Below are 25,160 nucleotides of genomic sequence, written 5' to 3' on the forward strand. Positions count from 1 at the left end.
ACTACAACAATCTAAAGTGCCGTAACGCTGCTCCACCTTTGAAAATAATATATAGCTCATTCACCTTATGTGACGCCTCAAGCGAACACTGGACCGTTGTCCACTTGATATCTTTCCCGTTCACACTCCCTCCAGGTCCAGATACTTCACACACACCGAGCAGTTCGCCCTCCAGTCCTCCAGAACGAATCTCCAGTCTGCCCTCTTCCCCAAAAGCTGCCACTCTGGCTTCAAATCCTTTTACTTCCTGAACAGCATTATGGTGAAAAGCGATCCAGGATGACTGACCATCTCGATATAAGGGTTCTTTCTGAGTGATTGCCCGAACTGCCGAACGTCCTTCCAGACATTCATCCAACAGAACACCTGCACAAGCATCGTAATTCTCGGCAAAGGTAAGTAAGTGCAGCGGACGGTCCTGAATCGTCTCACCTTCAATCTCAATATCAGCCGACTGGCGGATATCTGCGGAAGAACGCCCTGCCAGAATGGCCCAGGTCGCTGTCTCCAGGCAGTATCGATCTCGGGTAACATCCCATAGCGCCAGCTTCTGAACAGGAATCTCGAAACGTATCGTAACACGCGTCCCTGCTTTCAGATGGATACGACGAAAAGCAAGCAGTTGCTTCTGAGCGCGTTTCACACGCGAGGTATGTGAAGATCCATAGATCTGTACAACTTCATCACTGTCACGTTCACCTGTATTGTGTACCTCCACTTCAATCTTCAATTGATCTGTGGTGGTGGCTTCCGCCGGAGCACTGCGACTTACACGAATCGCTTCGTATTCGAATTCAGAATACGTCAGGCCATGACCAAATGCATATTGAACAGGTCCTTCATGATACATATAGGTCATGCCACTCTGAATAATGTCATAATCCATCATGTCAGGAAGCTGTGATTCATCTTCATACCATGTCATGTTTAATCTGCCTGCCGGGGCATAATGACCTAACAGCACATCTGCAAGAGCGTTCCCCAATTCCTGACCTGCATGTGTCATATACACGATTGCGCGGGCAATACCTTTCAACTCCTGCAAAGCAAATGGATAACTGCCCACAATCACAACCGCCGTATTGGGATTGGCTTCACACACAGCTTTGACAAGCTCGACCTGACTCGGCGGAAGCAGCAGACTTGGGCGGTCAATTTCTTCTTTGCCGTTGATATATGGGCTGTTGCCAACAACAACGACAGATGCCTGACTGCTACGTGCAGCTTCTACGGCTTGTTGTATTCCGCTGGTCACAATATCAATATTGAATGCAGAAGGTATCTGTGTATTGCCTGGTGATTGACTTGCGTGTCCAGAGTCACCAATATCATTCGGATTTGTACCCGTGGCTTGTTCTCCTTGTGGCAGGAGTGGTGCTAAAGCAGAATGTCCCTGATATTCGCTCAATCCAATGGGAATACCGTTCCACGTCCGCAAGATGTTACTGCCATCCTCTTGGGGATCAAATTGAACAACTTCCTTCACAAACCAGCCACCAATCTCTGGGGCGTTTGCCTGATAGATGCCTTGCTCGGTTAAACTAACGTATCGATTATTGTTCAAACTTCTCAGCGTATGACTTCCCCAACCCCAATCCTGATGTATAAATTCGGTGACCGTAGGTGCATTGGCCTCTGGTACAGCGACGAGTGCACCTTCCGCACCCAAGGTTATAACCTGTCCGTCTGCCGTCTTCAACTGAATACGGTCATTCCCATCTGTATACGTTACGTCTGTTTGGGGTAGTCGATTACGCAGTCCATCAAGGACGGATACACGATAAGGCAGTGTGCCACTGTACCAATCGGTATAGACAACACCGGCAAGTGGTCCAATGACACTGATCTTCTGTAATGCCTCTGGCTTCAAAGGAAGCAATCCATCATTTTGGAGTAAAACAATGGATTCGGCAGCTGCACGATAACTGAGTTTAGCGTGCTCGGGTGCACATAATACCGACTCGGAAATAGACGCATAGGGGTTGAGTCCAGACCGATCCAGTTGTCCAAGTCGCATCCGCACACCAAAGATGTTACGAATCGCTCGGTCCAAATCAGCTATCTCCAAGAGATTCTGATCGAGAGCAGCCTCCAGAGCAGATACGACAAGATCAACTTCATCCGTAAGACAATCCACTCCTGCCTTCAACGCACCTGCTGCTGATTCAGCATGGCTGGTATGATAACCGTGATAGTCTACCGTCTGAGACAGATCTCCTCCATCACATACAATAAAACCTGGCATCGCCCACTCGCCCTTAACCACATCATTCACATACGGACTCTCAATGGCAGGTGTACCGTTGATGGAATTGTAAGCTGTCATCATGGACAAGGCTCCGCCTTCCACAAATGGTGTCTCAAATGCTTTTAAATAATATTCCCGCAGATTGCGCGGATCGATGCTGGATGAACAATTCAGCCGATCTTTCTCATTATTATTGGCAAAAAAGTGCTTTAATGTCGCGACCATTTTCAGATAAAAAGGATCATTTCCCTGCATACCTTTGACGAGAGCTGCCGACATTTCTCCCGTGAGGACCGGGTCCTCGCCATATCCCTCTTCCGTTCTGCCCCAGCGTGGGTCACGTTCCAGATCAACCGTTGGTGCCCACAAGGTTAACCCATGAACCTCAGGATTACGGTGATGGTATGCCCTCGCTTCATCGCCAATGACGGAACCAATCTCCCGCATGAGCCTCGTATTCCAGGTACTTGATAGACCGAGAGGTTGCGGAAATACGGTTGCCTCCCCTTTCCATGCAACCCCGTGGGCAGCTTCACCCCCAACGTTGTAGGCTGGAATGCCCAGTCTTGGTACAGCTGCTTCGCGTGTAGGAATTAGTCTGATCTTCTCCTCCGTTGTCAATCGTGCAATCAGGTCATCCAACCTTTCCTCAAGTGAAAGTGACACATCCCACATCGGGTATTGATGATACTCCTTCATCCTTCATTCCCCCTGCGAATTAGTTAAGTCCAAGTTGCTTCCAATGCTCCAGTAAATCCAGCGTGCGCTGGTGATACTTCTGACCATCTTCAGGTTGATTGACCTGATGTTCATGAACGTAGGCATTAAAATATGAAGACAGTATTCGATAGGCAAGCCTGCGTGCCTGTCCTTCAGCGGATGAGTCCAGTGGACGATTATATCCTTCATGAAAAGCCACCGATTCTGACGACAATACGGCTTCAAACTCCCTGTCGGCAAACATGGAACGATCTCCGTCAATGATGGCTGCAATGTTCAGCTCACCATTTTCCTCATGAACAAGTACATTGGCTTCCCACAGGTCATTATGAACGAGTACCGGACGGGTCACTTGATCAAATAAGTCTTTATTTTGGATGAAAATAGCTGCGATTTCTTCTCCCACACCTGACATATAATCGACTTGTGCAGCTTTAAGTGCCGTTTCTTCTGCAAAAGAGTGCAGCACCTCGGACCATTGATCCGAGCCTTTAATCGTCCCATCTCCTTGCGGCCAGCCAAACGATGCACCCTGTATCTGATGCATGATGGCGGTATACGCGCCAAGCTGATGATACAATCGCTCTTTTTCTCTGTCTGAAATCGATGCGTGATCCAGCTGCTTACTCGGAATAAACTCCATAAACATGTACGTTCTTGGAATGATGGATCCGCTATCATCACAGGCGATAATGTTTGGAGCAGGAATGCCTGCTTTACGGTAATATTCATACACAATCGGTTCAGCCGCCATCATGGTGCGTTCAAACGAAAATAGGGGATCACTCACAGAACCAGCCGCCATCTCACCCCGCTCTGGAGCCAAACGTAAAATCACATCCGTATAGGATGTATGTTCAAGGTGAATCCGATAGGTTGTATTAAAAAGTCCACCTTGCAGGAGACCAAACGCCTTTACTTTGGTATCGCTTCCAAAATTAAGTTCTACCAGATGATGCAGCATCTCTGTTGATATCGTGCAGTGCAAACCGGAATTCATTGTACTCATTTCATTCAATCTCCTATCATCGTAGACAAACAGACGGCACCTTTCGGCACCGTCCTTTTCTTTTACTATATCATTTTACAGTTGGATTGTAAGCGCGCTTGCGCCTGTTGCTGCCGTAACGACAACACCATTTGCACCAGACACTTGGGAACCACCTTCAACGCTGGATACACTTTCAATGCCGCGAAGTACGATGTTCCAAGGTTTACCTGCACCTTCAGCACGAACATCCAGCACTGATCCATTACGTGTAACGTTAACTGTCAGCTCCTGCTCTGCCGCTTGGTTCACAACGACAGCTTGAGCCGTTTGACCATCAGCCAGTTCGAACAAGTGCAAGGACACATCATTCGCAAAGTCGTAATCCGGTTTGTTATCCACCGCACCCACAGCGATCAAGCTACTTGGTTTAACCATCATTGGCAGTGTTTTGAAGTCATGGTTTTCACTGATCCAGCGTCCACCTTGTACTTTCGCTCCTGTCAGATAGTTCGTCCAAGTTCCTTCAGGCAGGTAATAACGCACATCACCTTCCTTGTTGAAGATTGGAGCCACCAGAATCGAGTCACCAAACATGTATTGAGTATCCAGGCTGTATGTTGTTGGGTCCTCTGGGAAGTCCAGCAGCATAGCACGCATCATCGGAATACCTTTTACCGTTGACTCTACCGCAGAATTGTACAGGTACGGCATCAGGCTGATTTTGAGTTTGGTAAAGTCACGAACAACGTCCACGGACTCCTCGTCAAACAACCAAGGCACACGATACGAAGTGCTTCCGTGCAAGCGGCTGTGTGAAGATAACAGTCCGAATTGTACCCAGCGTTTGTATACGTCAGGGCTCGCTGTGCTTTCAAAACCACTGATATCATGGCTCCAGAATCCGAAACCGGAAAGCCCCAGTGAGAGACCACCGCGAAGCGATTCAGCCATGGATTCATAAGTGGAAGAACAGTCACCGCCCCAGTGAACCGGGAACTGTTGACCACCTGCTGTTGCAGAGCGTGCAAACAGGGCAGCTTCGTTTTTGCCAATCTTCTCTTCGAGCAATTCAAATACAGCTTTGTTATAGAGCTGTGTATAATAGTTGTGCATTTTAACCGGATCAGAACCATCAAAGTATACAACATCTGTCGGAATTCTTTCACCGAAGTCGGTCTTGAAGGAATCTACACCTTGATCCAGCAGGACTTCCAGCTTGCTCTTATACCAATTCACAGCATCCGGATTCGTGAAATCAACCAGAGCCATGCCTGCTTGCCACATATCCCATTGCCATACGCTGCCATCGGCTGTTTTGACCAGATAACCGTTCTCCATACCTTCATCGAACAAGTAGGATTTTTCTGCAATATATGGATTGATCCAAGCACAGATTTTAAGACCCTTTTCTTTCAGACGTGCAAGCATGCCTTCCGGATCCGGGAACATTGCTTCATCCCATACGAAATCAGACCATTGGTATTCCTTCATCCAGAAGCAGTCAAAATGGAATACAGACAGTGGAAGATCACGTTCAGCCATACCATCTACAAAATGGTTAACCGTTGCTTCATCATAATCCGTTGTGAATGAAGTTGTCAGCCACAGACCAAAAGTCCATGCCGGTGGAAGCGCTGGTTTACCTGTTAATTTTGTATAATTATCAAGTACATCTTTAGGATTGTCACCGCCGATAATGAAGTATTCCAGAGTCTCTCCTTCTACGCTGAACTGCACTTTTGATACATTCTCAGATGCAATCTCGTATGATACGCGTTCAGGATGGTTTACAAATACACCATATCCTTTATTGGACAGGTAGAATGGAATGTTCTTATAGGACTGTTCACTGCTTGTACCGCCGTCCTCATTCCAGGTATCTACGATTTGGCCATTCTTAACAAACGGTGTGAAGCGCTCACCGAGTCCGTAAACGTATTCACCAATACCGAGATCAAGCTGCTCGCGGAAGTACGCTTCCTTGCTTGGACCTGTAATATAACCAGCAGCTCTTTGACCGCTACCTGTAATCCGTTTTCCTCCATATAGGAAGCTGACGTCCCAACCGTTTGTTTTATCGATTTGAACTTCCAGATTGCCGCTTTTCAAAACAGCGCCTTGTTCATTTTTCGAGATCTCAACGTTTGCATCTTGCGTATTAAGCTCAAATACAGGGCCTTTTTTCACTCCGCCTTTATGGTGATTCAAGGTTACACGGATAACGTTAGGCATAGGTGAGCTGTACGTTGCTTTCAGCAATGTACCGTTCAATGTGTCGCCTTTGGTACGAATATATTTAGTTGCCGCATATACGGTCACAGAATTCTCTTTTTGCACAATATCACGAATGTCAGTCGGGTTTTGAATCTGGTACCCTTCACGAGTCATCCAGAATCCATCAGTAAATTTCATGTTTTCTTTCCCCCTTTGGTTATATTATAATAATATTGATATTAATAACGAATTTCTTTTCTTATTTTGACCAAATATATCACGATTTTGATAATAAACATCCGATTCTTGAACATCACCACCAATCTATGGAAACGATTACATTAATAATGATACAAAAGGAGACTCTGATATGGAACGTGAACGATTACGGGAAGACCGGATTCACGGCAATGCCATGTATCCCGTCAGTGTGTACCCGGATATTCAACAACTGAACGGGGATAGCATTCTCGATTGCCACTGGCATGATGAGATGGAGTTCACCATGGTGACCCAGGGCTGCGCCGTCTTTCAGATCGATATGAACACCGTTGAGGTTCAAGCTGGAGAAGCCATTTTCATCAATAGAGGCGAGATTCATGCGGGGTATCTGAAGGGTGATGTTCCCTGCGTATTCTCTTCCATTGTATTTAATCCCGAGCTGCTTGGCAGCCGTACCTTCGATACGGTCCAAGAGAAATTCATCGGTCCACTGGTACGCAAAACGGTGATTCCCCCCAGTCATATCAAGGCAGATGAGGATTGGGGACAAGAAATTCTGGATCTCCTGAAACGTATATTTGCGGACCATGCTACCCGAACCGAAACGTGTGAAATGTCAACAAAAGCGTACCTGTACCTCATATTTGCCCGAATGTTCGAACATATGAGACCTGCTCCGCTCAAAGGTACCGTAGCTACAGGGAGTCATGACAAGGTAGAGCGCCTGAAATCCGTGCTCAGTTATATTCACAAACGGTATCCTGAACCATTAAAGCTGAAAGAACTGGCCGATGAGGCCAATATGAGTGAAGGGCACTTCTGCCGTTTCTTCAAACAGATGGTGCAGAAAACCCCGGTTGATTACATTAACTATTACCGCGTTCAACAGGCCTGTGTTCAGCTTGAGAATACGGACCACAAGATTGTTGATATCGCCATGGATGTGGGTTTTGAGCATCTAAGCTACTTCATCACTACATTTAAGAAGCATAAAGCCACCACACCTTCACAGTATCGCAAAATGTTCTATGAGAACGTAGGAATGGAGTCTGCCCTGGTTCAGGTGTAAAAGAAGAAGGTGCTCACAGCTACTCAGCTGCAAACACCTTCTTTATCCACTTCCAATTCCCAAGAACTAACAAGATACGGTTCTGAGGCACGTTTTCTCCGTTTGAACTCATTTCATTTGCTACTTCAAGCATTCCGCTAAGGAGTTATTGGTGTCTCACTTTTTCAGCGTCTTCCATGAAGTGTACTCATGTACGGAGAAACCGTTAAAGGATGCATGTACTGAAGCCATTTTTTCGACCAACTTCAACTGTGCTTCCATATAAGCAGATCCCTCTTCATAAAAAGTAATGAAGTCGCCTTCCTTGCTTTGCTTTGTTTCCACGGCGATCGAGATCGTCTTGCCGAGCAGAGCTGCTTCTGCAAGTTCATCCTTCGCTACACTATAGATTGCAGCAGCTGTATCGCGGTAAGCCATAATGGTGATGGAATCAAACTTGCGAATCATCCAACTGCTTACGGCCATCGTGGAACCCGGAATTTTGTAGTTATCGAGCCAGAAAGGCAGATCAGCCGCTACCGGCATCTTCATCCGTGATGCTCGCTCAACAATGTACTCCACATTTCCTTGCCACTGGGTAATTACACTGGCCTGATTGATTTTCCACTGCGGATGCACATGGGGCTCAATATCCAGATGAATACCAGCAAACTTCTCATTAGGCAACGCCTGCGCCTGATAGGCCTCGATCCAGTCCAGGAAAGATGCAATCTGCTCCCGGCTTTCCGTCAATCCCCACGCTGATCTTCCATCCATGACGTCAACCGCAATGTTTTTGGCTCTCGCTTGGCGAATAAAACTTTTATATTCAGGAATTTTTATATCCCGGTTCATCTGCAGATAGATCGTATTGATCTTGTTCGCTGTAGCGTAATTTAACACCTCTTGAGGATTACTTCGGATCTGGGTGGTATCCCATACCCAAGTCGCTCTCACTGGCACATCAAGTTTTCCATGAATCGTTGCATAACTGTCGACTGAACCATCCGCTATGGCTTTGGAAGAACAGGCTGTACTCGCACACAGGATCAAACAACTCAGTAATACGATAAAACGGTAACCCCTTTTGCTTTTCATATTTGTACACTCCCTCTGAAGTTATCAGCTCTGACGTGCAAATCTGGATGAAATTGTGTCGTTTCTTATTCACTTAATGGATACTTATTAGGTACGACGAATTTGGATTGCTTCTATATGCAATATCATCTTTAAGACTTACGACGAAAGAATCATATAACTATATTTCGGGAATTCGTAGTTCTGTATGTATAGTTCAAAAGTCACTATTATTCACTATTTTCTAAATTCACCCTTATTTCAGCATGACTTCAGTCATTATTGCCATATGTACACCGAGATCCAGAAGACCTAGAAAGCGTTTTCTCCCACAACGTACAAAAAAACCGCCCTAAGGCGGCTTTGCATGTATCTCAATTTAATTATGCTCTAGTCGACATTTCCGTTCATTCATTACCTGATGGAGCTACCGGTGTATTGTTAACCACTTCATCGAAAAGGGAAACCAGTTCAATACCTTCTGCCGAGATCCGCACAAGCCCCTTGTCAGACAAACGTAGTTCTGGAATTACAACCAGCGCGAGTAACGAAAGCGTCATAAATGCATTATTCAATGTACATCCTGCGGACTGTAAAGCTTCACTGACTGCTGCCGATTGGGCTGCAACGACTTCAAAAGATTCAGTTGACATCAAACCTGCAATCCGCAGCGGGAATTCGGTTACACCTGCTGCCGTTACTACGGCTACCCCACCTTGCATGCGAATGACACGGTTACCGGCTTCAGCCATCAGCGCATCATCATTGCCTATAATCAACAGGTTGTGACTATCATGAGCAACCGTCATCGCAATCGCTGCAGGGGATGTGAAGCCGATGCCTCCAACAAGCGCTACCGCTCGATTCCCGGTTTGTTTGTGACGCTCCAATACCGCAATTTTGCATACTTCCCCTGAAGTTGAAACCACAACCTTGGCGTTCTCTACGGTGACGGGCAGGTGTTTCTCCTTTGTATCCACATGGTTCTCTGTCACATGAATGATTTTGGCACCAATGATCCCCTCTTGAATCGGCGCAGCCAACTCCAGATCTACTGGCTGAATATTAGCTTCTAACTTCACTGTGTTCAGCGCTTCCTCAGGGTACGTGAAGCTGTCCCAGACCGCCGTCATTTTCCCGTTCTCGGCTACAACTTGCCCGGCAGCAATCGTCATGCCCACACGTACATCCGCCAACCGGCCGTCCAGCAGAATAATATCGGCTATATTGCCCGGAATAACCGCACCAATATCACGCGCAACACCAAAGCGCTCAGCCGTGTTAATGGTTGCCATCTGAAAAGCAGTGACCGGCTTCACACCTTGGGAGATTGCAAGACGAACAACAAAATCCATATGTCCTTCTTTGAGCAGGGATTCAGAGCTTCGGTCATCGGTCACCAGCATCATCCGGCGTGTATCCAGTCCAAGCTCAGTGCAGGCTTTGATTGTCTCAGCCACATCATGCCATGCCGAACCTTGGCGCATCTTCGCATACATCCCGAGTCGCAGACGTTCAACCACATCTTCCTTGGTCACACACTCATGATCCCCTGTAACGCCACTCGCTGCATACGCTGGCAGACGCCAGTCATCTGCAGCCCAGGTGAAATGACCGTCTGCCACTTTACCTGCCCGGAGCGTTGCCTGTATCTCACCAATCATCGTCTCGTCCCCATAGACTACCCCAGGGAAGTTCATCACTTCACCAAGACCAATCATGTCCGGACCCCAGGAAAGAGCCTCAGCTACCTCCTCAGGCCCGATATAAGCACCTGTTGTCTCCAATCCTGGATGAGTGGAAGGCACACAGGAAGCCACCTGCATATAAGCAGCCATCGGTGTGGTCCGCGCTTCATCCAGCATCAGTCTCAAACCTTTGAGACCAAGCACGTTAGAGATCTCATGTGGGTCAAAGAAACCTCCGGTTGTGCCTGAAGGCAAGACCGCTCTCGCAAACTCGGTTACTTTCATCTGTGTACTTTCAATATGGCAGTGTCCATCCAGCAAACCAGGAGCAATATACTTACCGTTTGCTTCAATAATCCGGGTATGTTCTCCAATGGTGTGGCTTACATCTTTACCAACATAAGCGATTCGCGCTCCCTGTACAGCTATGGACATCTCCGGCAAAATCTCACCCGATATCACGTTGACCAGCGTACCTCCCCGAATGACCAAAGTCGCCGGCAAATCTCCCCGCGCTGTAGCGACCAGATCAGGTACACAATCGGCCATCAGTGGCCGTTCAAAAGATGATTTGTTCATATTGTTGCCTCCTTTAATAAACGATCCCAAAAAAATATATTGTTACGATTATATGAGTCCGGAACTCATGTGTAAAGAAAAATCACATCCATTGTGCTTGAATACAAATTATCAAGTCATATTTATCCACGGGACCCAATCCTTACGAATTCACGTTAGGTATTTTCATTCAATACGTTTTTATTCAATACGATCACCTATATGGCCGGAACCTCATCATGTATACTTCCCTCGCTAAGCTAGCTTCTTCCCGATATATGTATCATATACAGAAAGACTCCCGTTCCATTGAACGGAAGCCTTCTTCAAGCACATGAACGTGTTATGTCAGTCCACTTGCGCAGCAGACACCTTGCCAAGATCATACCATTCTTCTGACTGGGCGGTAATGAACGGACTCGGTGTGCCCACACAATACACATGCAACAGATGCATCGCTCGTGTACAGGCCGTGTAGAACAATTTGCGTTCATGCTCCTGGGCATACTGCTCCGCAGAGCCGTCATAGATCAGGACAGCATCGAATTCCACACCTTTGGCCAGATACGCCGGGATGACATGAACACCCTGCTCAAAAGCCAGCGTCGTTTTTTTGATTAACTTCGGTGCTGTGGGCAGTGCCTTGCTCAATGCAGCATGTACGTCTCTGCTCTCTTCGGCGGTCTTGCAGATAACTGCAACTGATTCATATCCTTCCTTAATCAAGTGCTGGAGGTCTGTCGTGATGACGTTCATATGACGCTCGGCATCAGAAGAAACGATCACTTTAGGCTTCTCACCGCTACGGTTAAATGGAATAATCTCTTCCCCACCAGGCACCATGCCACGGGTAAACTCCACGATCTCCCGAGTAGATCGATAACTTCTCGTCAGCTCAATGACCTCTGTATTGTCTGGACCGTACAGATTAGTCAGAGGTCCTGTTCCACTAAGCACTGAAGAGTGGGCATAGATGGCCTGATTAAAGTCACCAAGGGCTGTTATTTTCGCCCGTGGGAACAATCTCTTCATAAATGCCAACTGAAACGCAGAATAATCTTGGGCTTCATCAATGATGACATGGCGAATATTGGAGTTAATATGGAATCCAAGCATAAGCTCACGCAAGTACAAGTATGGCGTAATATCTTCATATGCCAACTCCTGAAGCTTCAATCTGCGTAAAGTCATCTTACAGATTTCATCCCACTGAGCAGGGAGCGCTTCGCCACCCAGCAATCGCTCCATCTGAGCCTGATCGCTGAACAGATGTGCATACAATTGTCTTATATCAACGAATCGTAATGACTTGATCCATTTCCGCAACGGTTTGAGTCGGTCACTGACCACCATACGTGCAAGAATTTCTCTTTCCTGCTCAAAGTCATTAAACGTATGGGTCTTTCCTTTTTGCTTGCGCTTCAACCGTTGATAAGCACGTTGTAGATCCTCCGGCTCCATCAGATCCAGTTGCTGATCAACCCAAGGCGCATCCAGTTCACCTTTACCAAAGGCAGACAGTTCTTTCAGCATCCAGTCCCGTAACATCTCCAGTCGACTCACCAGCTTAACGGATGACTCGAAGCTGTAGAATTTCTCAGCCATAGCCTCTGACGTGACAATCGCTCGGCCCTGGAAGCGAACTGGCTTGAATTTCATGCCACCTGACAACATGCTTTCCTTGTAACGGGTAATGACTTTCAGGAAAGATTCGGATGACTTGAACCGAATGCTGGACATGCGCACATCGTAATCAGGATCTTCCGTCCCCGTAAGTACATATTCGAGCTGAATAAACGGATCTTCCAGTTGATATTCACGACCCAAACGGCGCTCCAGATACTCCTGGAAGGTCGTTTGCAACATGTTTTCCTCCCCAAGCTCAGGCAGTACCGTAGAGACATAACTGTTGAACATTGGATTCGGTGAAAAAAGAACCATCTGATCCGCTTGCAGATGCTCGCGGTATTTATAGAGAAGATATGCCACACGCTGGAGCGCCGCGGATGTTTTGCCACTGCCGGCTGCGCCTTGCACAATGAGCATACGTGTCCGGTCATTACGGATAATCCGGTTTTGCTCCTTCTGAATGGTCGCTACAATACTTTTCATCTGTGCATCCGAAGTTCGACTGAGCACGGCCTGCAACAACTCATCACCAATCGTAACCCCTGTGTCAAACATAAACCGGATACGACCGTCCCGAATGACAAACTGTCGCTTCATCTCTATATCACCGCTGATCTCCCCACTGGGTGTATGATACGTGATTGGACCCGGTGCTCCGTCATAATACAGGTTGGAGATTGGCGCACGCCAGTCGTAGACCAGAAAAGATTCTTCCTTCTCATCCAGCAACGATGCAATGCCGAGATAAATTCGTTCTGCATTTGGATATCCGTCTTCCTTAAAATCAATGCGCCCAAAATACGGTGAATGATGCAGTCGTTTCATTTTATCCAACGCAGCTGCTGTATTGAGATGGCTGCGCTCCCGATCGGACAATACCTGTGACTGCTGCCGCATGCTGGTTGAAGTCTCCCCGACATCATCCGCTTCACTGAAGTTCATCGTGACTTCGTCCCAGAAATCTTTTCTCATCCCTACCACTTCGTCACGGAAGGAACCTACTTCATCTTCTAACGTTGTGATCTTGCGTTCAATCTGATCGGTCACCATGTTGACCCGTTGTTGTTCTTCACTCCATTGCTGCTCAGTACTCATATGTTAATAGCCCCTCTTTCCCCGGATTGTGTCCTCAAAATCCCATTTGACAAGCCCGAAAAGGCAATGGTATAATTATTAGAAAGTAAACATTTTAATTATATGTTAATTAGTTCTAATTTTCTGAAAACCATTTTTTATTGTACCAGTGACAACGTCCCGATGCAAGCGGAGGCGTTTTTTGTTGTTTTCTTCTTCATTATTACCCAATTACCGGGTCCTCAACTGACCTAGCTACTCCTGCCTACTTTCGTAATTCTTCAATCGTCTCTTTCCAGCGTGTAATTGCTCCAAGTTCATCTTTTAATTGAAAGGTTATTCCTGAAGTGATCTCCGCATATGGCGCGTGATCCACTCGTACATGGAGCACTTGTGCTTCAAAGCGATCCCTAGGATGAACAGCCCCCTTAATCTCAGGCAGCCGTTCTACTTCTATACGGATATGCAACAAACGCTGTCCTTGAACCGCAATCAAGGTAGCCTTGCCTGTTTTGCTCATGTTCATACTGGTCTGTGTACCTTGCCATAAAGCAAGTCTAAGCTGATGCGGATTGATCGCAATCACTTCCCCCATACTGATCATCGCCTGATGCGGCCATTGATCCTCAGATACGGTTAGCAGTTGCATGGCTTCATGCTGTTTATGCTCCAGATTTGTCCCACTCAACCATTCCATTAGTTCAGCGTCTAATTCCTTAATAATCATGTCTCTATCCCTCGGTTCGTTAATATTCATTCATGCCCTTCAGCCGTATGTATGACAAAACAACCCGGACGCGACGGTCCGGGCAATGTTGTAGTTCCATTGTATATGATCGCGAAGCGTGTATGCAATTCGCACTTAGAGGTTGTTCAAAAAGTCTACTTTTGATTACGAATCATGCCTAAGGCCACTTAAGCCAATTCAAAATTTTGTCCTGTGATTCTTTGTCTTCACTGGCGCTATGCACATGTTCGGCAAGTCGATTTAGACGTTCCAACTGATATCCGTAATCATAAATCGCAGCAGCCACGATCGACAATCGTAACATCCCTTCCTTGTCGATATCAAACTGGGTGATCGTCTGCTCCATGAAATGGTCATTATCCAATACAAACTGTGCGGCCTCTTCCCCATTAGGTTTCAGCTTATCCTCGAACTTGAGCAGTGCATGCTCATGGAATTTGATAACCAGTTCAAGATGTGAGTCAAAAAACTGATCCATGGCCGTTGTCCGCGGTGCCTGGAAATAGTGGCGTTCCACCGAATCCAGCACCTCATACCCTTTTTGCAAACTCAGCAGCATTTGTTTGTAGACCACCATCTGCCGAGTTTCGCTGAATTTCGAACGTTTCATCTTTTTCTGTTCCTCTTCGAACAAGTTATACTTGTCGGACAGAGACTTAATGGAACCGCCCAGGTTGCTTTTCTCCTCCCGGAATACAACTTCCTTGATCTCATCCGAGATCGAAGTTCGCAGAAGCAACGACATACCACTGAATACACTATGGATCTGCTTCACGAACTGAACCTTCGGTTTAGGAGGAAATACCGTAATGTTGATAAGAAACGCCGATACAATACCAACCAGTGTCAACAGAAAACGATTGAGTGCAAAATGCCAATCACCCGATGCTTCCATAATGGATACAACCGTGACAAGTGTAAGGCCAACCGTCTCACCCATATTCAATTTAAGACAAATCATGATGACAAGTACAATAATTAATCCAACGGCGATTGGCTCATTGGACAACACCATGCCCCCCACCAGAGCGACAATAGCTCCCAGCGTGGTCGTTTGCAATTGATCCAGGAAGTATTTCCAGGAACGATAGATGGAAGGCTGCATGGCGAATATAGCCGCGATTGCGGCAGGCACGGGAGATTGCGGGTTCAAGAACAGGCTGCTTAGGTACAAGGCAAGCGTGACCGCGATCCCCGTCTTAAGTACACGTGCACCAAACGACATGGTGGTGACCCCTCCTCTTTACCGAACCTGAAATTTTACATTTGATGATCATTTTCATTATTACCCCATATTTCTTTTTTTGCCTGAATTCATTCAGGAGAACGATTTATTGTACCATGTAAGGTCTTCCGTTGCCATGTCATAAGTCAGAGGTATTATGAAATTGATTTCTTTATGTATGTTAATACACATTATTAACCCAAAAAGAAGCAAATCTTCAAAATGGATTTTCGCCACTTCAAAGATTCGCCTCTGTTACTTATGACACCTCTGTGGAATGCTCATGCTTATTATGCCTTTCTAACGGTCCGTGCCCTCCCACTCCCTTTTGAACTGGTCCACAAACTGCACCATATAATCATGACGCTGTTCCGCCAGCTCCTTGCCATAGGAGGTATTCATCAGATCCTTGAGCTTGAACAACTTCTCGTAAAAGTGATTTATCGTTGTGCTGCGCCCATTGCGATATTCCTCACGGGTCATCTGCTCCCGTGGGGGAAGGGACGGATCGTACATCTCGCGCCCTCTGGCGCCTGAAAAGGCAAAGGTTCGCGCGATCCCAATCGCACCCAGTGCATCCAGTCGATCCGCATCCTGAACAACCTGTGCTTCAAGCGAACGGACCGCAGGACGCTGTCCTCCCGCATATGAGATGGTACTAATAATACCCACAACCTTGTTACGTATATCCGGGTCAAGAGGCTGGGTATCCAGCCAGTCATTCAGTTTGGCCATCCCGTCTTCCAAGCTCTCATTCAGCTTCTCATCCGGTACATCATGTAATAATGCGGCCAGTTCGCAGACAAATGGATCTGCACCCATGCGGTGAGCGAGTTCAACTGAAAGTGCGGTTACCCGTTCAATGTGCGGCCAGTCATGACCATCACTATGCTTGGATGAGTCCCCTTGAACAAAGGATCGGGCGGCGCGCAGAATAGCCTCTCCTGCCGTTATTCCATCTATGTTATGCATGTGCCCTAATTCTTGCTGATTCCCGCCAGGTTGAAGAGGGTTCTCTGACATCTTACGATTCCCCGCCTTCACGTGCCTGTTCACGCGGAATACGCCGAGCTACACCCGTCTTAATAGCTGCTTCAATCACGCGACTGCGCATCGATTTGACCACTTTATCATTGAACACACTCGGAATAATGTAATAACGTGTACGCTCTTCGTCCGTAATGGCCGAAGCAATCGCTTGAGCGGCTGCCAGCTTCATTTCTTCATTAATTTCGGTGGCTCGGCAATCCAGAACTGCCCGGAAGATGCCCGGGAAACATAACACGTTGTTGATCTGATTCGGATAATCGGATCGTCCTGTTGCCATTACCGCTACAATGTCTTCCACCAATGCAGGCATAATCTCAGGTACCGGGTTTGCCATTGCAAACACGATTGGATCTTCTGCCATGGTCTGCACATCTTCGCGAGTTAACAGATTCCCGCGGGACAGGCCAATGAACACATCGGCTCCACGAATAACATCACGCAGCGAGCCAGTCTCCAGTTCGGGATTAGTACGCGCTGCATAATCACTCCAGACTTCATTCTCATAGGTTTGTGTCCGCACAATTGCACCCTCACGATCGACACCTATAAGCCGGCTGGCTCCCGCAGACAATAATATGTTACTGCATGCTACACCTGCTGCACCGATACCACAGACCACAATCTTCACATCTTCAATGGACTTGCCCACCAGTTTGAGCGCATTGATCAGACCGGCATATAACACAACGGCTGTGCCATGCTGGTCATCATGAAATACAGGAATGTCCAATTCCTCATTCAGACGACGTTCAATTTCAAAACAACGCGGTGACGAGATATCCTCCAGATTAATGCCGCCAAAACCAGGTGATATCGCTTTCACAGTACGTATGATTTCCTCGGTATCCTGTGTGTCCAGGCAGATTGGGAAAGCATCCACACCTGCAAATTGTTTGAATAACATCGCTTTACCTTCCATGACAGGCATCGCTGCACGAGGCCCAATGTTACCAAGTCCAAGTACTGCACTGCCATCAGATATGACGGCCACTGTATTCCGTTTAATTGTCAATGAGAAGGCTTTGCCGGGTTCTTCTGAAATGGCTGAACATACACGTGCCACATCCGGAGTGTACACACGTGACAGATCTTCCCGGTTTTGAATCGGGGTCTTTGGTGTTACTTCGATCTTACCGCCCAGATGAAGCAGGAACGTCCGATCCGATACGTTAATAATGGACACACCTTTAAGCTGGCGCACCCCTTCTATAATTTTACTGTTATCTTGTGCATCCGTAACTGCGACCGTCAAGTCGCGCACGCTTACATCCTGATTGGTGGAAATCACGTCGATGGCAATGATGTCTCCCCCAGCTTCCGAGATGGCCGAAGCCACTTCGCCAAACTTGATATCCTTAGTTGTCATTTCCAGTCGAATAATAATGCTGTTACCATCCAAATTTCTTTGATTCATTTCCATTCCTCCCAGACTGAAAGTCTTGAGTTACATGTTACGTGTTTGTCTTCGCTGCGCGGACACGTTTATCCTTTATCTTGTCCAGAAAAAGTCATTCAACAGCCAAATGCATAAAATAAAAAAGATGCCCTGAACACCAATGTCAGGCGTTCAGGGCACTTTTTTAGTATCTTCACTCCGTTTATAAAGTAAGGATGAACCTATATTATTTCCGGGCAGCAGGTCTGCGCAGAACACAAATGTCATATGGCTTCAAGCTGAGACTTGATTCCACAGCATCACCACTGAGCAGATCAGTGTAGGACTGTCCATCTAATTCAACCAGCTTCTCATCTGGTGTGTAGTTCTGTACAAACACATAATCAGCTGTACCATCTGTACGCGTATGTGCCGTTGTTCCGGCAGGCAACTCTGTTTCAAGTCCACGCTCAATGTTCAGGTCAGCGATTAGTTTCGCATAGAAATCATCATAGAATGGTGCTTTCAGACGTGTCGCTACATAATATGCTTTCCCTGAACCCAACTGGTTAACCGTCAATGCAGGGCGTCCAGCATAGAAGTCAGAACGGTACGTAGCCAGGGACTTCGCGCCTTCCAGATGAATCAGATCACACAGTTCAATTGCATCATACGCTGTATTGAGCTGAAGCTCATTGCCCTTCTCCGGAATGATTCCGTTCAGATCACGATCATGCAATCCGTCAATTTCCTCGGACCAGATGCCAAGTGTCTTACGCAGCGGGCCTGGGAATCCACCCAGGAAACACAGATCGTTTTCGTTAACAATACCAGACCAGTAAGTTGCTACAAACGTACCACCTTGTTCTACAAACTTCTCAATACGTTCCCCGACACCTTCACGTACCAGATAGAGCATTGGAGCAATCAGCAGCTTGTACTTGGACAGATCTGCATCCATATCAATAACGTCTACAGCAACTCCCTTTTTCCAAAACGCTTCGTAATGCTCTTCCACGGTCTGCTCATACTTCACACCAATATTACGTGGCCCCTGTGAGTCATTAACGGCCCAACGGTTTTCCCAATCAAATATGATTGCAACTTCTGCCGGAACCGCTGTTCCTACAATGGCTTCCATGCCTTGAAGAGCCGTTCCTACATCAGTGACATCTTGGAACACTCGAGTGTGTTCCGTTCCTACGTGGTCTACCACCGCACCATGAAGTTTCTCACTGGACCCCCGGCTTTTTCTCCACTGGAAGTACTGAACACTATCGGAGCCGTGTGCCACAGCCTGGAGAGAAGAGAGCAAATGCATGCCAGGTTTTTTCAGCTTGCTGACATCTTGCCAATTCGTAGAACTTGGAGTGCTCTCCATCAGCAAGAACGGCTGACCGCCTTTGATGGAACGAACGATATCATGCATCATGGCGATACGGGATGCCTGTTTCGCGTCGTCATCTGCATCGTGCCAAGTCGGATAACTGTCCCAAGAGAGGAAATCCAGAATATCAGCGAACTTCCAATAGTTCAGGCCACCATAAAATTCCATCAGGTTGGTTGTGACTGGTAGATCAGGATTCTGAGCTTTCAACGGTTTCGTTTCATGCACGATAAAATCAGCTGTCTGATCCGTAACGAAACGGCGCCAATCCAGATTCATCGCGTGTACCTGTGTCTCACCGTGTGGAGCCGGAGATTCCACTTGACTCCAGTCTGTAACCGTATGGCTCCAGAATGTCGTCCACCAGGAATGATTCAGTTCATCAAGTGTTTGATACTTCTTCTGAACCCAACCACGGAACGCTTCCTGACAATAATCACAATGACAGTCGCCGCCGAACTCGTTTGAGATATGCCAGCCGATTACAGCCGGATGATCCGAATAACGTTCCGCCAGTCTTGTGTTGATCGCAGTAACCTTCTCACGGTATACCGGGGAAGTATAACAATGGTTGTGACGGAAACCGTGCAGATTGCGGACACGCTTCTCGGATACGCGGAGCACTTCCGGGTACTTTGCGGACATCCAGGCAGGTCTGGCACCACTTGGTGTAGCCAGGAATGCATAGATGCCGTTTGCTGCGAAACGATCCAACACCTGATCCAGCCATTCAAACGTGTATACGCCCTCTTCCGGCTCAAGGGATACCCACGAGAAGATACCAATGGACATCACGTTACACTTGGCAAGCTTCATCAAGCGAATATCTTCTTCCAGAACTTCAGGATAGCGGAGCCATTGCTCCGGGTTATAGTCTGCGCCATGCAACATGTGCGGGGCTTTGGAACTTACAGGTGGAAATTTGTATGTCATAAGGACAACTCCCTTGCATTAATTACTGTTTTTTTTAGTTTATATAAGATAACGATAACAACGACTTCACAGACGATACGTATTACGCTAGATTACACGTATGTCACGACATCTGATTCTTCAACAGTAGCGAGCGCTGTAAACGATTCCAACTTGCGACCTTTAAAATCAAACATGGTGAGGTTGCCCCAGTTATTCGGATGACCGACGGACCATTCTTCTTTACTTGGTATCCAGGCAGGTTCCCAATAATAGAATCCATGCCCCAAACCACCAGGAACTTCGCGAATAATCTGCAATAGATCCTTCAGATATTTGGTCTGTCCCTCTACACTTGCAGGGTATCCTGGTAACAACATATCTTCCTGATTCAAAATCCATTCAATGCCTTCCGGCTGCTCCAGCGTCCATGGATAAGCGGTTTCAACTACATTGATCGGTTTGCCATAACGCTCAGCCAGATCATGAAGATTATCACGTAACGCATCAAGTGTGCCATGCCACCAAGGATAATACGAGAGACCAATGATATCAAACTCCACACCCAGTGCTTCAAAGCGATCGTAAAACTTGCGGCTCTCGGCGTTATCTCCACCACGGTCAATATGTATCATAATCTGAATATCCGCGTCAACGGATTTGACCGCAGCAATTCCGTACTTCACAAGGCCTGCAAAGCGCTCCCACTGTTCATCCGTATCATGCTCTTCTCCACCGACACGTCCCTCATTCCATAACATGCCCGGTGTAATCTCGTTGCCCACCTGCACCATGTCTGGAAGCGCATCGTGTTCCTTCAACGTTCTCAGAACGTCAGCCGTATACATGCATACCGCACGTTGAAGCTCTTCATAGGACAGATTCTCCCATGCTTTCGGCTTCCATTGATTGGCTGGGTCAGCCCAGCGATCAGAATAATGGAAATCAAGCAAAAATTTCAAGCCCTGTTCCTTGATCCGTTTGGCTACCTCCACCGTCCGCTCCAGATTGCAGAATCCACCAACAGGATCATTCCAGATTCGAAGTCGTATCGCGTTAGCGTCATTAATCTTCAGGATGGACAGCAAGTCTTGTTCCTTGCCATCCACATCACTATAACTCCCGCCATGCTGTTCGATTTCATCCATAAAAGACACATCCATTCCCAGAATGAATGTCTTTTCCGTCAAGTTGCTCACTGTATCAACCTCCATTAATTTGGGGTACAGGCTCAGCCTTTAACTGAGCCCAACGTCATACCTTTGACAAAGAAACGTTGCAGGAACGGATACACAATCAAGATCGGTGCACTTCCGATGAAGATCTGAGCAGCCCTTACCGTCGTTTGAGAGAGAGCTTCCATTTCTTTTGGATTCATGCTCATGCTACTCATATCACGTCCAATAATGACCGTTTGCATAAATGTAGCAAGTGGGTAATCCTTGGCGTTATTCATGTAGAGCAATCCATCAAACCAGGAATTCCAGTGGAACACCATACTGAACAATGCAATTGTTGCAATGGACGGCATCGAGATGGGAAGGAAGATACTGAACAATGTTCTGAAATGGTTAGCTCCATCCATCAGTGCCGCTTCCTCCAGCTCTTTTGGAATACCGCGGAAGAAGTTCAGCATCAGAATGACAAGGAATGTGTTAACTGCCCCAGGGAGTACCAGTACCCAGAAGGAATCCATCAACCCGATCTTCTGGATAACCATGTAGAATGGCACCAGTCCCCCGTTGAAAATCATACTGAACACAAAAATCCAGGAGTAGATCGTTCTGCCTTTGAACTCACTATTCTCTTTGGACAACGGGTACGCCGCCAGGAAAGTAATCAGCAACGTAATGGCTGTACCAATCACTGTACGTAGAAGTGAAATCCAGAGCGAATTCAAGAAAATTGGATTGTTCATCGTTTTTTTGTATGCCTCAAGTGAAAAACCTACGGGCCAGAGATTGACCAGATTGGCGTCGGCAGCAGCCTTTGTACTAAAGGATACTGCCAGTACATGAATCATCGGTACGATACACATAATGGCGACCAAAATCAGAAAGCAGGTATTGACTATATTAAACACGCGATAAGGCAATGATTTATGATACATCGTGGTCCCTTCTTTCTCTGTTCATTCGTTTAGAATATGCGATATCCAGCGTATTTTTTGGCTAAGCTGTACGATACAAGAATCAAGATCATACTAATGACCGATTTGAATAATCCGATCGCGGTTGCAAAGCCCATCTCACCATTTTGCATTGCGGAACGATATACGAATGTATCAATGATGTCTCCCGTTTGATATACAAGCGGGTTATACAAGTTGAATATCTGGTCAAATCCGGCATTCAGTACGTTACCAAGCGCCAGTGTTCCTACAACCATCAGCATCGGCACAAGCGAAGGGATTGTAATGTGCAGTGTCTGTTTCCAGCGTCCTGCTCCGTCAATTTCCGCTGCTTCGTACAATGCTGGATTAATTCCGGCAAGGGCAGCCAGAAAGACAATCATGTTATAGCCAAATTCTTTCCACACATCTGTCAGAATGACCGTAGATCGGAACCAACTGTTGTCTCCAAGGAAGAAATATGGCCCGAGTCCGAAGGTTCCCAGAACCCGGTTAACCAAGCCGCCTGTTGACAACAGATCTATCAAAATCCCGCCCAGAATGACCCAGGACAAGAAGTGAGGTAAATAGACAAGTGTCTGAATCGTTCGCTGTATAGCCATCTTGCGAACCTCATTCAAAAGAATGGCAAAAACAAATGGAACAAATAAATTAAAAATCAGTTTAAGTACAGCAATAATCAATGTGTTCCAAATGACCTGTAAGCTGTCTTCACGTTCAAACAAATATCTAAAGTTGTCCAGCCCAACCCATTCAGAACCGCTAATCCCAAGCCATGGCTTGTAGTTCTGGAATGCCATAATGATCCCGCCCATAGGCACATAACTGAAGATAATCAGAAAGATAATGGCTGGCAACAGCATAACGTGGAATGGCCAAGTGCGTTTCAAAGTTCTCATGATTGCTCCCCCTGTATTTCTTCCTACTCAAGTACTCCCTGAGTGGCTTATAATGCGATTATATCAACCTTTTACGGGGTCCAAACAGCACATAAAAGCAATATAAATGGCACAAATTCAACCACTTTGCCTTAGCTTGAATAAACAAAAAAAGCGCTCAGACGTTAGTCGTCTGAGCGCTGCTTAAAACTATTTTTTCACACTGTCATACCATTCGTTAACCTCTTGCGTGATTTGGTCACCGCCACCCGATTTCCACGTTTGTACAAAGGTATCAAACGCATCAACCGGATTTTTGCCATAGATAATTTCGTTAAATGCCTGATTCTCGATTTTGTTCAGATAGTCCAACTTGGATTTCATCGTCTTTGTTGTCGGACCTGTGAACATGTTCTTGAAGGAAATTTCTTCTTGGCTTAGCAACACTTTCGCTGCTGCTGGAGTCTCTTTACCGTAGTTGACAGCAACATCTTTTTCAAGCTTGGTTTCAGGCTCTTTACCATTGGCCAAGTTCATCAGAGCTTTCATCTGTGCATCTGGAATACGAGCACCGTCACGAACAAGCAAATAACGTACAACGTTCACGTATCCGCCTTCGATTTCGTCAATCGGCATTTGTTTTCCATTTGCATCCAATTGATAGTCATAACCTGCAAACAGACCGTTATCATAAGGGCTACCTGGTGCTGGGTCTGCATAATTGTCAAACAGGTAGTTCTGGTACGTAAAGAATGCTTCTGGGTGTGCCATATCTTTTTTGATCAACGTAACACCATTAACGAACTGAGTTCCGTGACGCATCGCTTTGCCTTCAGGACCGGTAGGAATTTCAATCGGTTTCCATACCGCACTCGGTACATTTTTCACTGTATCCAGAAGTGGCCATCCACTCATCCAGTAAGGTCCTGGAATAATGCCGGCAGTTCCTGCAACTGCTGGTTCTGCTGTTTTGTTCTCATCCCATAGAGCTGCTTCCTGCGGGATATATCCTTTTTTGAGCCATTCGCTCAATTTGGTCAGACCTTGCTTCATACCCGGATTGATGGAGCCATACTCCAGCTTGCCATCTTCCCCCAGATTCCATTGGAACGGCAATGTTCCATATGCTCCGAAGATCCAAGATGGGTCTCCCATCCATGTATTCATGGAAGTTTTGAATCCAATGCTGAGCGGAGTGACTTTATCAGGAGCCAATCCGTCAGGGTTATTGTTTTTGAATGCTTCCATAACGGTTTCCAGCTCATCGATTGTTTTTGGTGCTTTCAGATTCAACTTGTCCAGCCAGTCCTGGCGAATCCAGAGCAAGTAATCATTGTTGTATGCGTAGTCCAAAACAGGGATACCCATTCTTTTGCCATCACGGCTATATTGGTTCCATACGTTTGGATCTTGTTCAATTGCTTTTTTCCATGTGTCCGAAGCATACTTATCGAACAGTGGACCTACTTCTTGATACATTCCAGAATCAATCAGATCCTGAGCAAGCAGATTATCACCCACGTTTACAATATCAGGCATTTCCTGTCCTGATGACATGGCAAGACGAAGCTTGGTTGCAAATGCACCATTTGTGTCTGTTACTGACCACAACGATTTGATTTCAATACCGAATTGATCTTTGGCCCACTTGGTTGCCACGTTATTTTCCATGGATTCGCCATTTTTGAATTTCAGCTCTGGATCAATTCCCCAGGCTGTTGTAATCGTAACTGGCGGATCGTATTTCTCTTTGTATTCGTTTTCAGTTCCTGTTGTGTTTGAAGCTGCATTATCTCCGCCTCCACTGCCGCCTGAACATCCTGCAAGAACGACAGTCAGACACAGCGTTGTAGCGAGAAGCGTCAAGAATCTCTTTTTCGTTGATTGCGCTCTCATGTTGTTCCCCCTTAAATCGTTTTGGTTACCCTTTCATTATAGGCTGACCAGGCCTTTGAGCCTATGATACGAAATCAAGATTTCTGCAC

General features: G+C 46.6%; 16 protein-coding genes. 1 reads left to right on the forward strand and 15 read right to left on the reverse strand.

The genetic code is table 11. From position 1 onward, the window contains the following. Window position 1 precedes the first annotated feature (1 nt). From NSQ38_RS25255 to yicI, 3 genes are all read right to left on the reverse strand, one after another. Window positions 2-2,947, reverse strand: coding sequence for a glycoside hydrolase family 3 C-terminal domain-containing protein (locus NSQ38_RS25255; protein WP_339784666.1), 2,946 nt, complete (start codon window positions 2,945-2,947; stop codon window positions 2-4). Between the two features lie 19 nt (window positions 2,948-2,966). Continuing rightward, window positions 2,967-3,977, reverse strand: a complete 1,011-nt coding sequence (locus tag NSQ38_RS25260) for an aminoglycoside phosphotransferase family protein (RefSeq protein WP_339784668.1) — start codon at window positions 3,975-3,977, stop codon at window positions 2,967-2,969. A 75-nt stretch (window positions 3,978-4,052) separates the two neighbouring features. Beyond that, entirely contained in the window at window positions 4,053-6,371 is a 2,319-nt protein-coding gene (gene yicI / locus NSQ38_RS25265; protein WP_339784670.1) for an alpha-xylosidase, read from the reverse strand. A 172-nt stretch (window positions 6,372-6,543) separates the two neighbouring features. Here yicI and NSQ38_RS25270 point away from each other — a divergent pair, with 172 nt between their 5' ends. Then, on the forward strand, window positions 6,544-7,464 hold the full coding sequence (locus NSQ38_RS25270; RefSeq protein ID WP_339784672.1) for an AraC family transcriptional regulator: 921 nt from the start codon (window positions 6,544-6,546) through the stop codon (window positions 7,462-7,464). A gap of 156 nt (window positions 7,465-7,620) precedes the next feature. On the opposite strand, the gene NSQ38_RS25275 is transcribed toward NSQ38_RS25270, so the two are convergent. From NSQ38_RS25275 to NSQ38_RS25330, 12 genes are all read right to left on the reverse strand, one after another. Continuing rightward, a complete protein-coding gene (locus NSQ38_RS25275) occupies window positions 7,621-8,541 on the reverse strand; it encodes a hypothetical protein (RefSeq protein WP_339784674.1) in 921 nt (306 codons plus the stop codon). A 386-nt stretch (window positions 8,542-8,927) separates the two neighbouring features. Continuing rightward, the gene (locus NSQ38_RS25280; protein ID WP_339784676.1) at window positions 8,928-10,787 is read right to left on the reverse strand and encodes an adenine deaminase C-terminal domain-containing protein; all 1,860 of its coding nucleotides are present in this window, start codon (window positions 10,785-10,787) and stop codon (window positions 8,928-8,930) included. Window positions 10,788-11,114: 327 nt separating this feature from the next. Then, a complete protein-coding gene (gene helD / locus NSQ38_RS25285) occupies window positions 11,115-13,490 on the reverse strand; it encodes an RNA polymerase recycling motor HelD (protein WP_339784678.1) in 2,376 nt (791 codons plus the stop codon). A gap of 244 nt (window positions 13,491-13,734) precedes the next feature. Beyond that, on the reverse strand, window positions 13,735-14,196 hold the full coding sequence (locus tag NSQ38_RS25290; protein WP_339784680.1) for a pyridoxamine 5'-phosphate oxidase family protein: 462 nt from the start codon (window positions 14,194-14,196) through the stop codon (window positions 13,735-13,737). Window positions 14,197-14,374: 178 nt separating this feature from the next. Next, window positions 14,375-15,442, reverse strand: a complete 1,068-nt coding sequence (locus tag NSQ38_RS25295; RefSeq protein ID WP_338593726.1) for an aromatic acid exporter family protein — start codon at window positions 15,440-15,442, stop codon at window positions 14,375-14,377. Window positions 15,443-15,742: 300 nt separating this feature from the next. Then, on the reverse strand, window positions 15,743-16,465 hold the full coding sequence (locus NSQ38_RS25300; RefSeq protein ID WP_338593724.1) for an HD domain-containing protein: 723 nt from the start codon (window positions 16,463-16,465) through the stop codon (window positions 15,743-15,745). Between the two features lies 1 nt (window position 16,466). Beyond that, window positions 16,467-17,906, reverse strand: a complete 1,440-nt coding sequence (locus NSQ38_RS25305; RefSeq protein ID WP_124113995.1) for an NAD-dependent malic enzyme — start codon at window positions 17,904-17,906, stop codon at window positions 16,467-16,469. Between the two features lie 208 nt (window positions 17,907-18,114). Next, window positions 18,115-20,187: a beta-galactosidase gene (locus NSQ38_RS25310; protein WP_339784682.1), complete on the reverse strand. Its 2,073-nt coding sequence runs from the start codon at window positions 20,185-20,187 to the stop codon at window positions 18,115-18,117. Window positions 20,188-20,279: 92 nt separating this feature from the next. Next, entirely contained in the window at window positions 20,280-21,365 is a 1,086-nt protein-coding gene (locus NSQ38_RS25315) for an arabinogalactan endo-1,4-beta-galactosidase (protein ID WP_082219046.1), read from the reverse strand. A gap of 32 nt (window positions 21,366-21,397) precedes the next feature. Next, window positions 21,398-22,276 (reverse strand): carbohydrate ABC transporter permease, encoded by an 879-nt coding sequence (locus NSQ38_RS25320; RefSeq protein WP_076326910.1) that lies wholly within the window; start codon window positions 22,274-22,276, stop codon window positions 21,398-21,400. Between the two features lie 29 nt (window positions 22,277-22,305). Next, window positions 22,306-23,196 (reverse strand): ABC transporter permease subunit, encoded by an 891-nt coding sequence (locus NSQ38_RS25325; protein ID WP_074094500.1) that lies wholly within the window; start codon window positions 23,194-23,196, stop codon window positions 22,306-22,308. 189 nt (window positions 23,197-23,385) lie between these two features. Beyond that, the gene (locus tag NSQ38_RS25330; RefSeq protein ID WP_339784683.1) at window positions 23,386-25,071 is read right to left on the reverse strand and encodes a sugar ABC transporter; all 1,686 of its coding nucleotides are present in this window, start codon (window positions 25,069-25,071) and stop codon (window positions 23,386-23,388) included. Between the last annotated feature and the right edge of the window lie 89 nt (window positions 25,072-25,160).

The organism is Paenibacillus sp. FSL R7-0313 (assembly GCF_037969885.1).
Lineage (GTDB): Bacteria > Bacillota > Bacilli > Paenibacillales > Paenibacillaceae > Paenibacillus.

Bases quoted from the DNA above. Each gene is read 5' to 3' on its own strand.
- NSQ38_RS25310 (WP_339784682.1), bottom strand. From the start codon at position 20,187: ATGACATACAAATTTCCACCTGTAAGTTCCAAAGCCCCGCACATGTTG.
- NSQ38_RS25305 (WP_124113995.1), bottom strand. From the start codon at position 17,906: ATGAATCAAAGAAATTTGGATGGTAACAGCATTATTATTCGACTGGAA.
- helD (WP_339784678.1), bottom strand. From the start codon at position 13,490: ATGAGTACTGAGCAGCAATGGAGTGAAGAACAACAACGGGTCAACATG.
- NSQ38_RS25330 (WP_339784683.1), bottom strand. From the start codon at position 25,071: ATGAGAGCGCAATCAACGAAAAAGAGATTCTTGACGCTTCTCGCTACA.
- NSQ38_RS25255 (WP_339784666.1), bottom strand. From the start codon at position 2,947: ATGAAGGAGTATCATCAATACCCGATGTGGGATGTGTCACTTTCACTT.
- NSQ38_RS25280 (WP_339784676.1), bottom strand. From the start codon at position 10,787: ATGAACAAATCATCTTTTGAACGGCCACTGATGGCCGATTGTGTACCT.
- NSQ38_RS25290 (WP_339784680.1), bottom strand. From the start codon at position 14,196: ATGATTATTAAGGAATTAGACGCTGAACTAATGGAATGGTTGAGTGGG.
- NSQ38_RS25260 (WP_339784668.1), bottom strand. From the start codon at position 3,977: ATGAGTACAATGAATTCCGGTTTGCACTGCACGATATCAACAGAGATG.
- NSQ38_RS25320 (WP_076326910.1), bottom strand. From the start codon at position 22,276: ATGTATCATAAATCATTGCCTTATCGCGTGTTTAATATAGTCAATACC.
- NSQ38_RS25300 (WP_338593724.1), bottom strand. From the start codon at position 16,465: ATGTCAGAGAACCCTCTTCAACCTGGCGGGAATCAGCAAGAATTAGGG.
- NSQ38_RS25295 (WP_338593726.1), bottom strand. From the start codon at position 15,442: ATGTCGTTTGGTGCACGTGTACTTAAGACGGGGATCGCGGTCACGCTT.
- NSQ38_RS25270 (WP_339784672.1), top strand. From the start codon at position 6,544: ATGGAACGTGAACGATTACGGGAAGACCGGATTCACGGCAATGCCATG.
- NSQ38_RS25325 (WP_074094500.1), bottom strand. From the start codon at position 23,196: ATGAGAACTTTGAAACGCACTTGGCCATTCCACGTTATGCTGTTGCCA.
- NSQ38_RS25275 (WP_339784674.1), bottom strand. From the start codon at position 8,541: ATGAAAAGCAAAAGGGGTTACCGTTTTATCGTATTACTGAGTTGTTTG.
- yicI (WP_339784670.1), bottom strand. From the start codon at position 6,371: ATGAAATTTACTGATGGATTCTGGATGACTCGTGAAGGGTACCAGATT.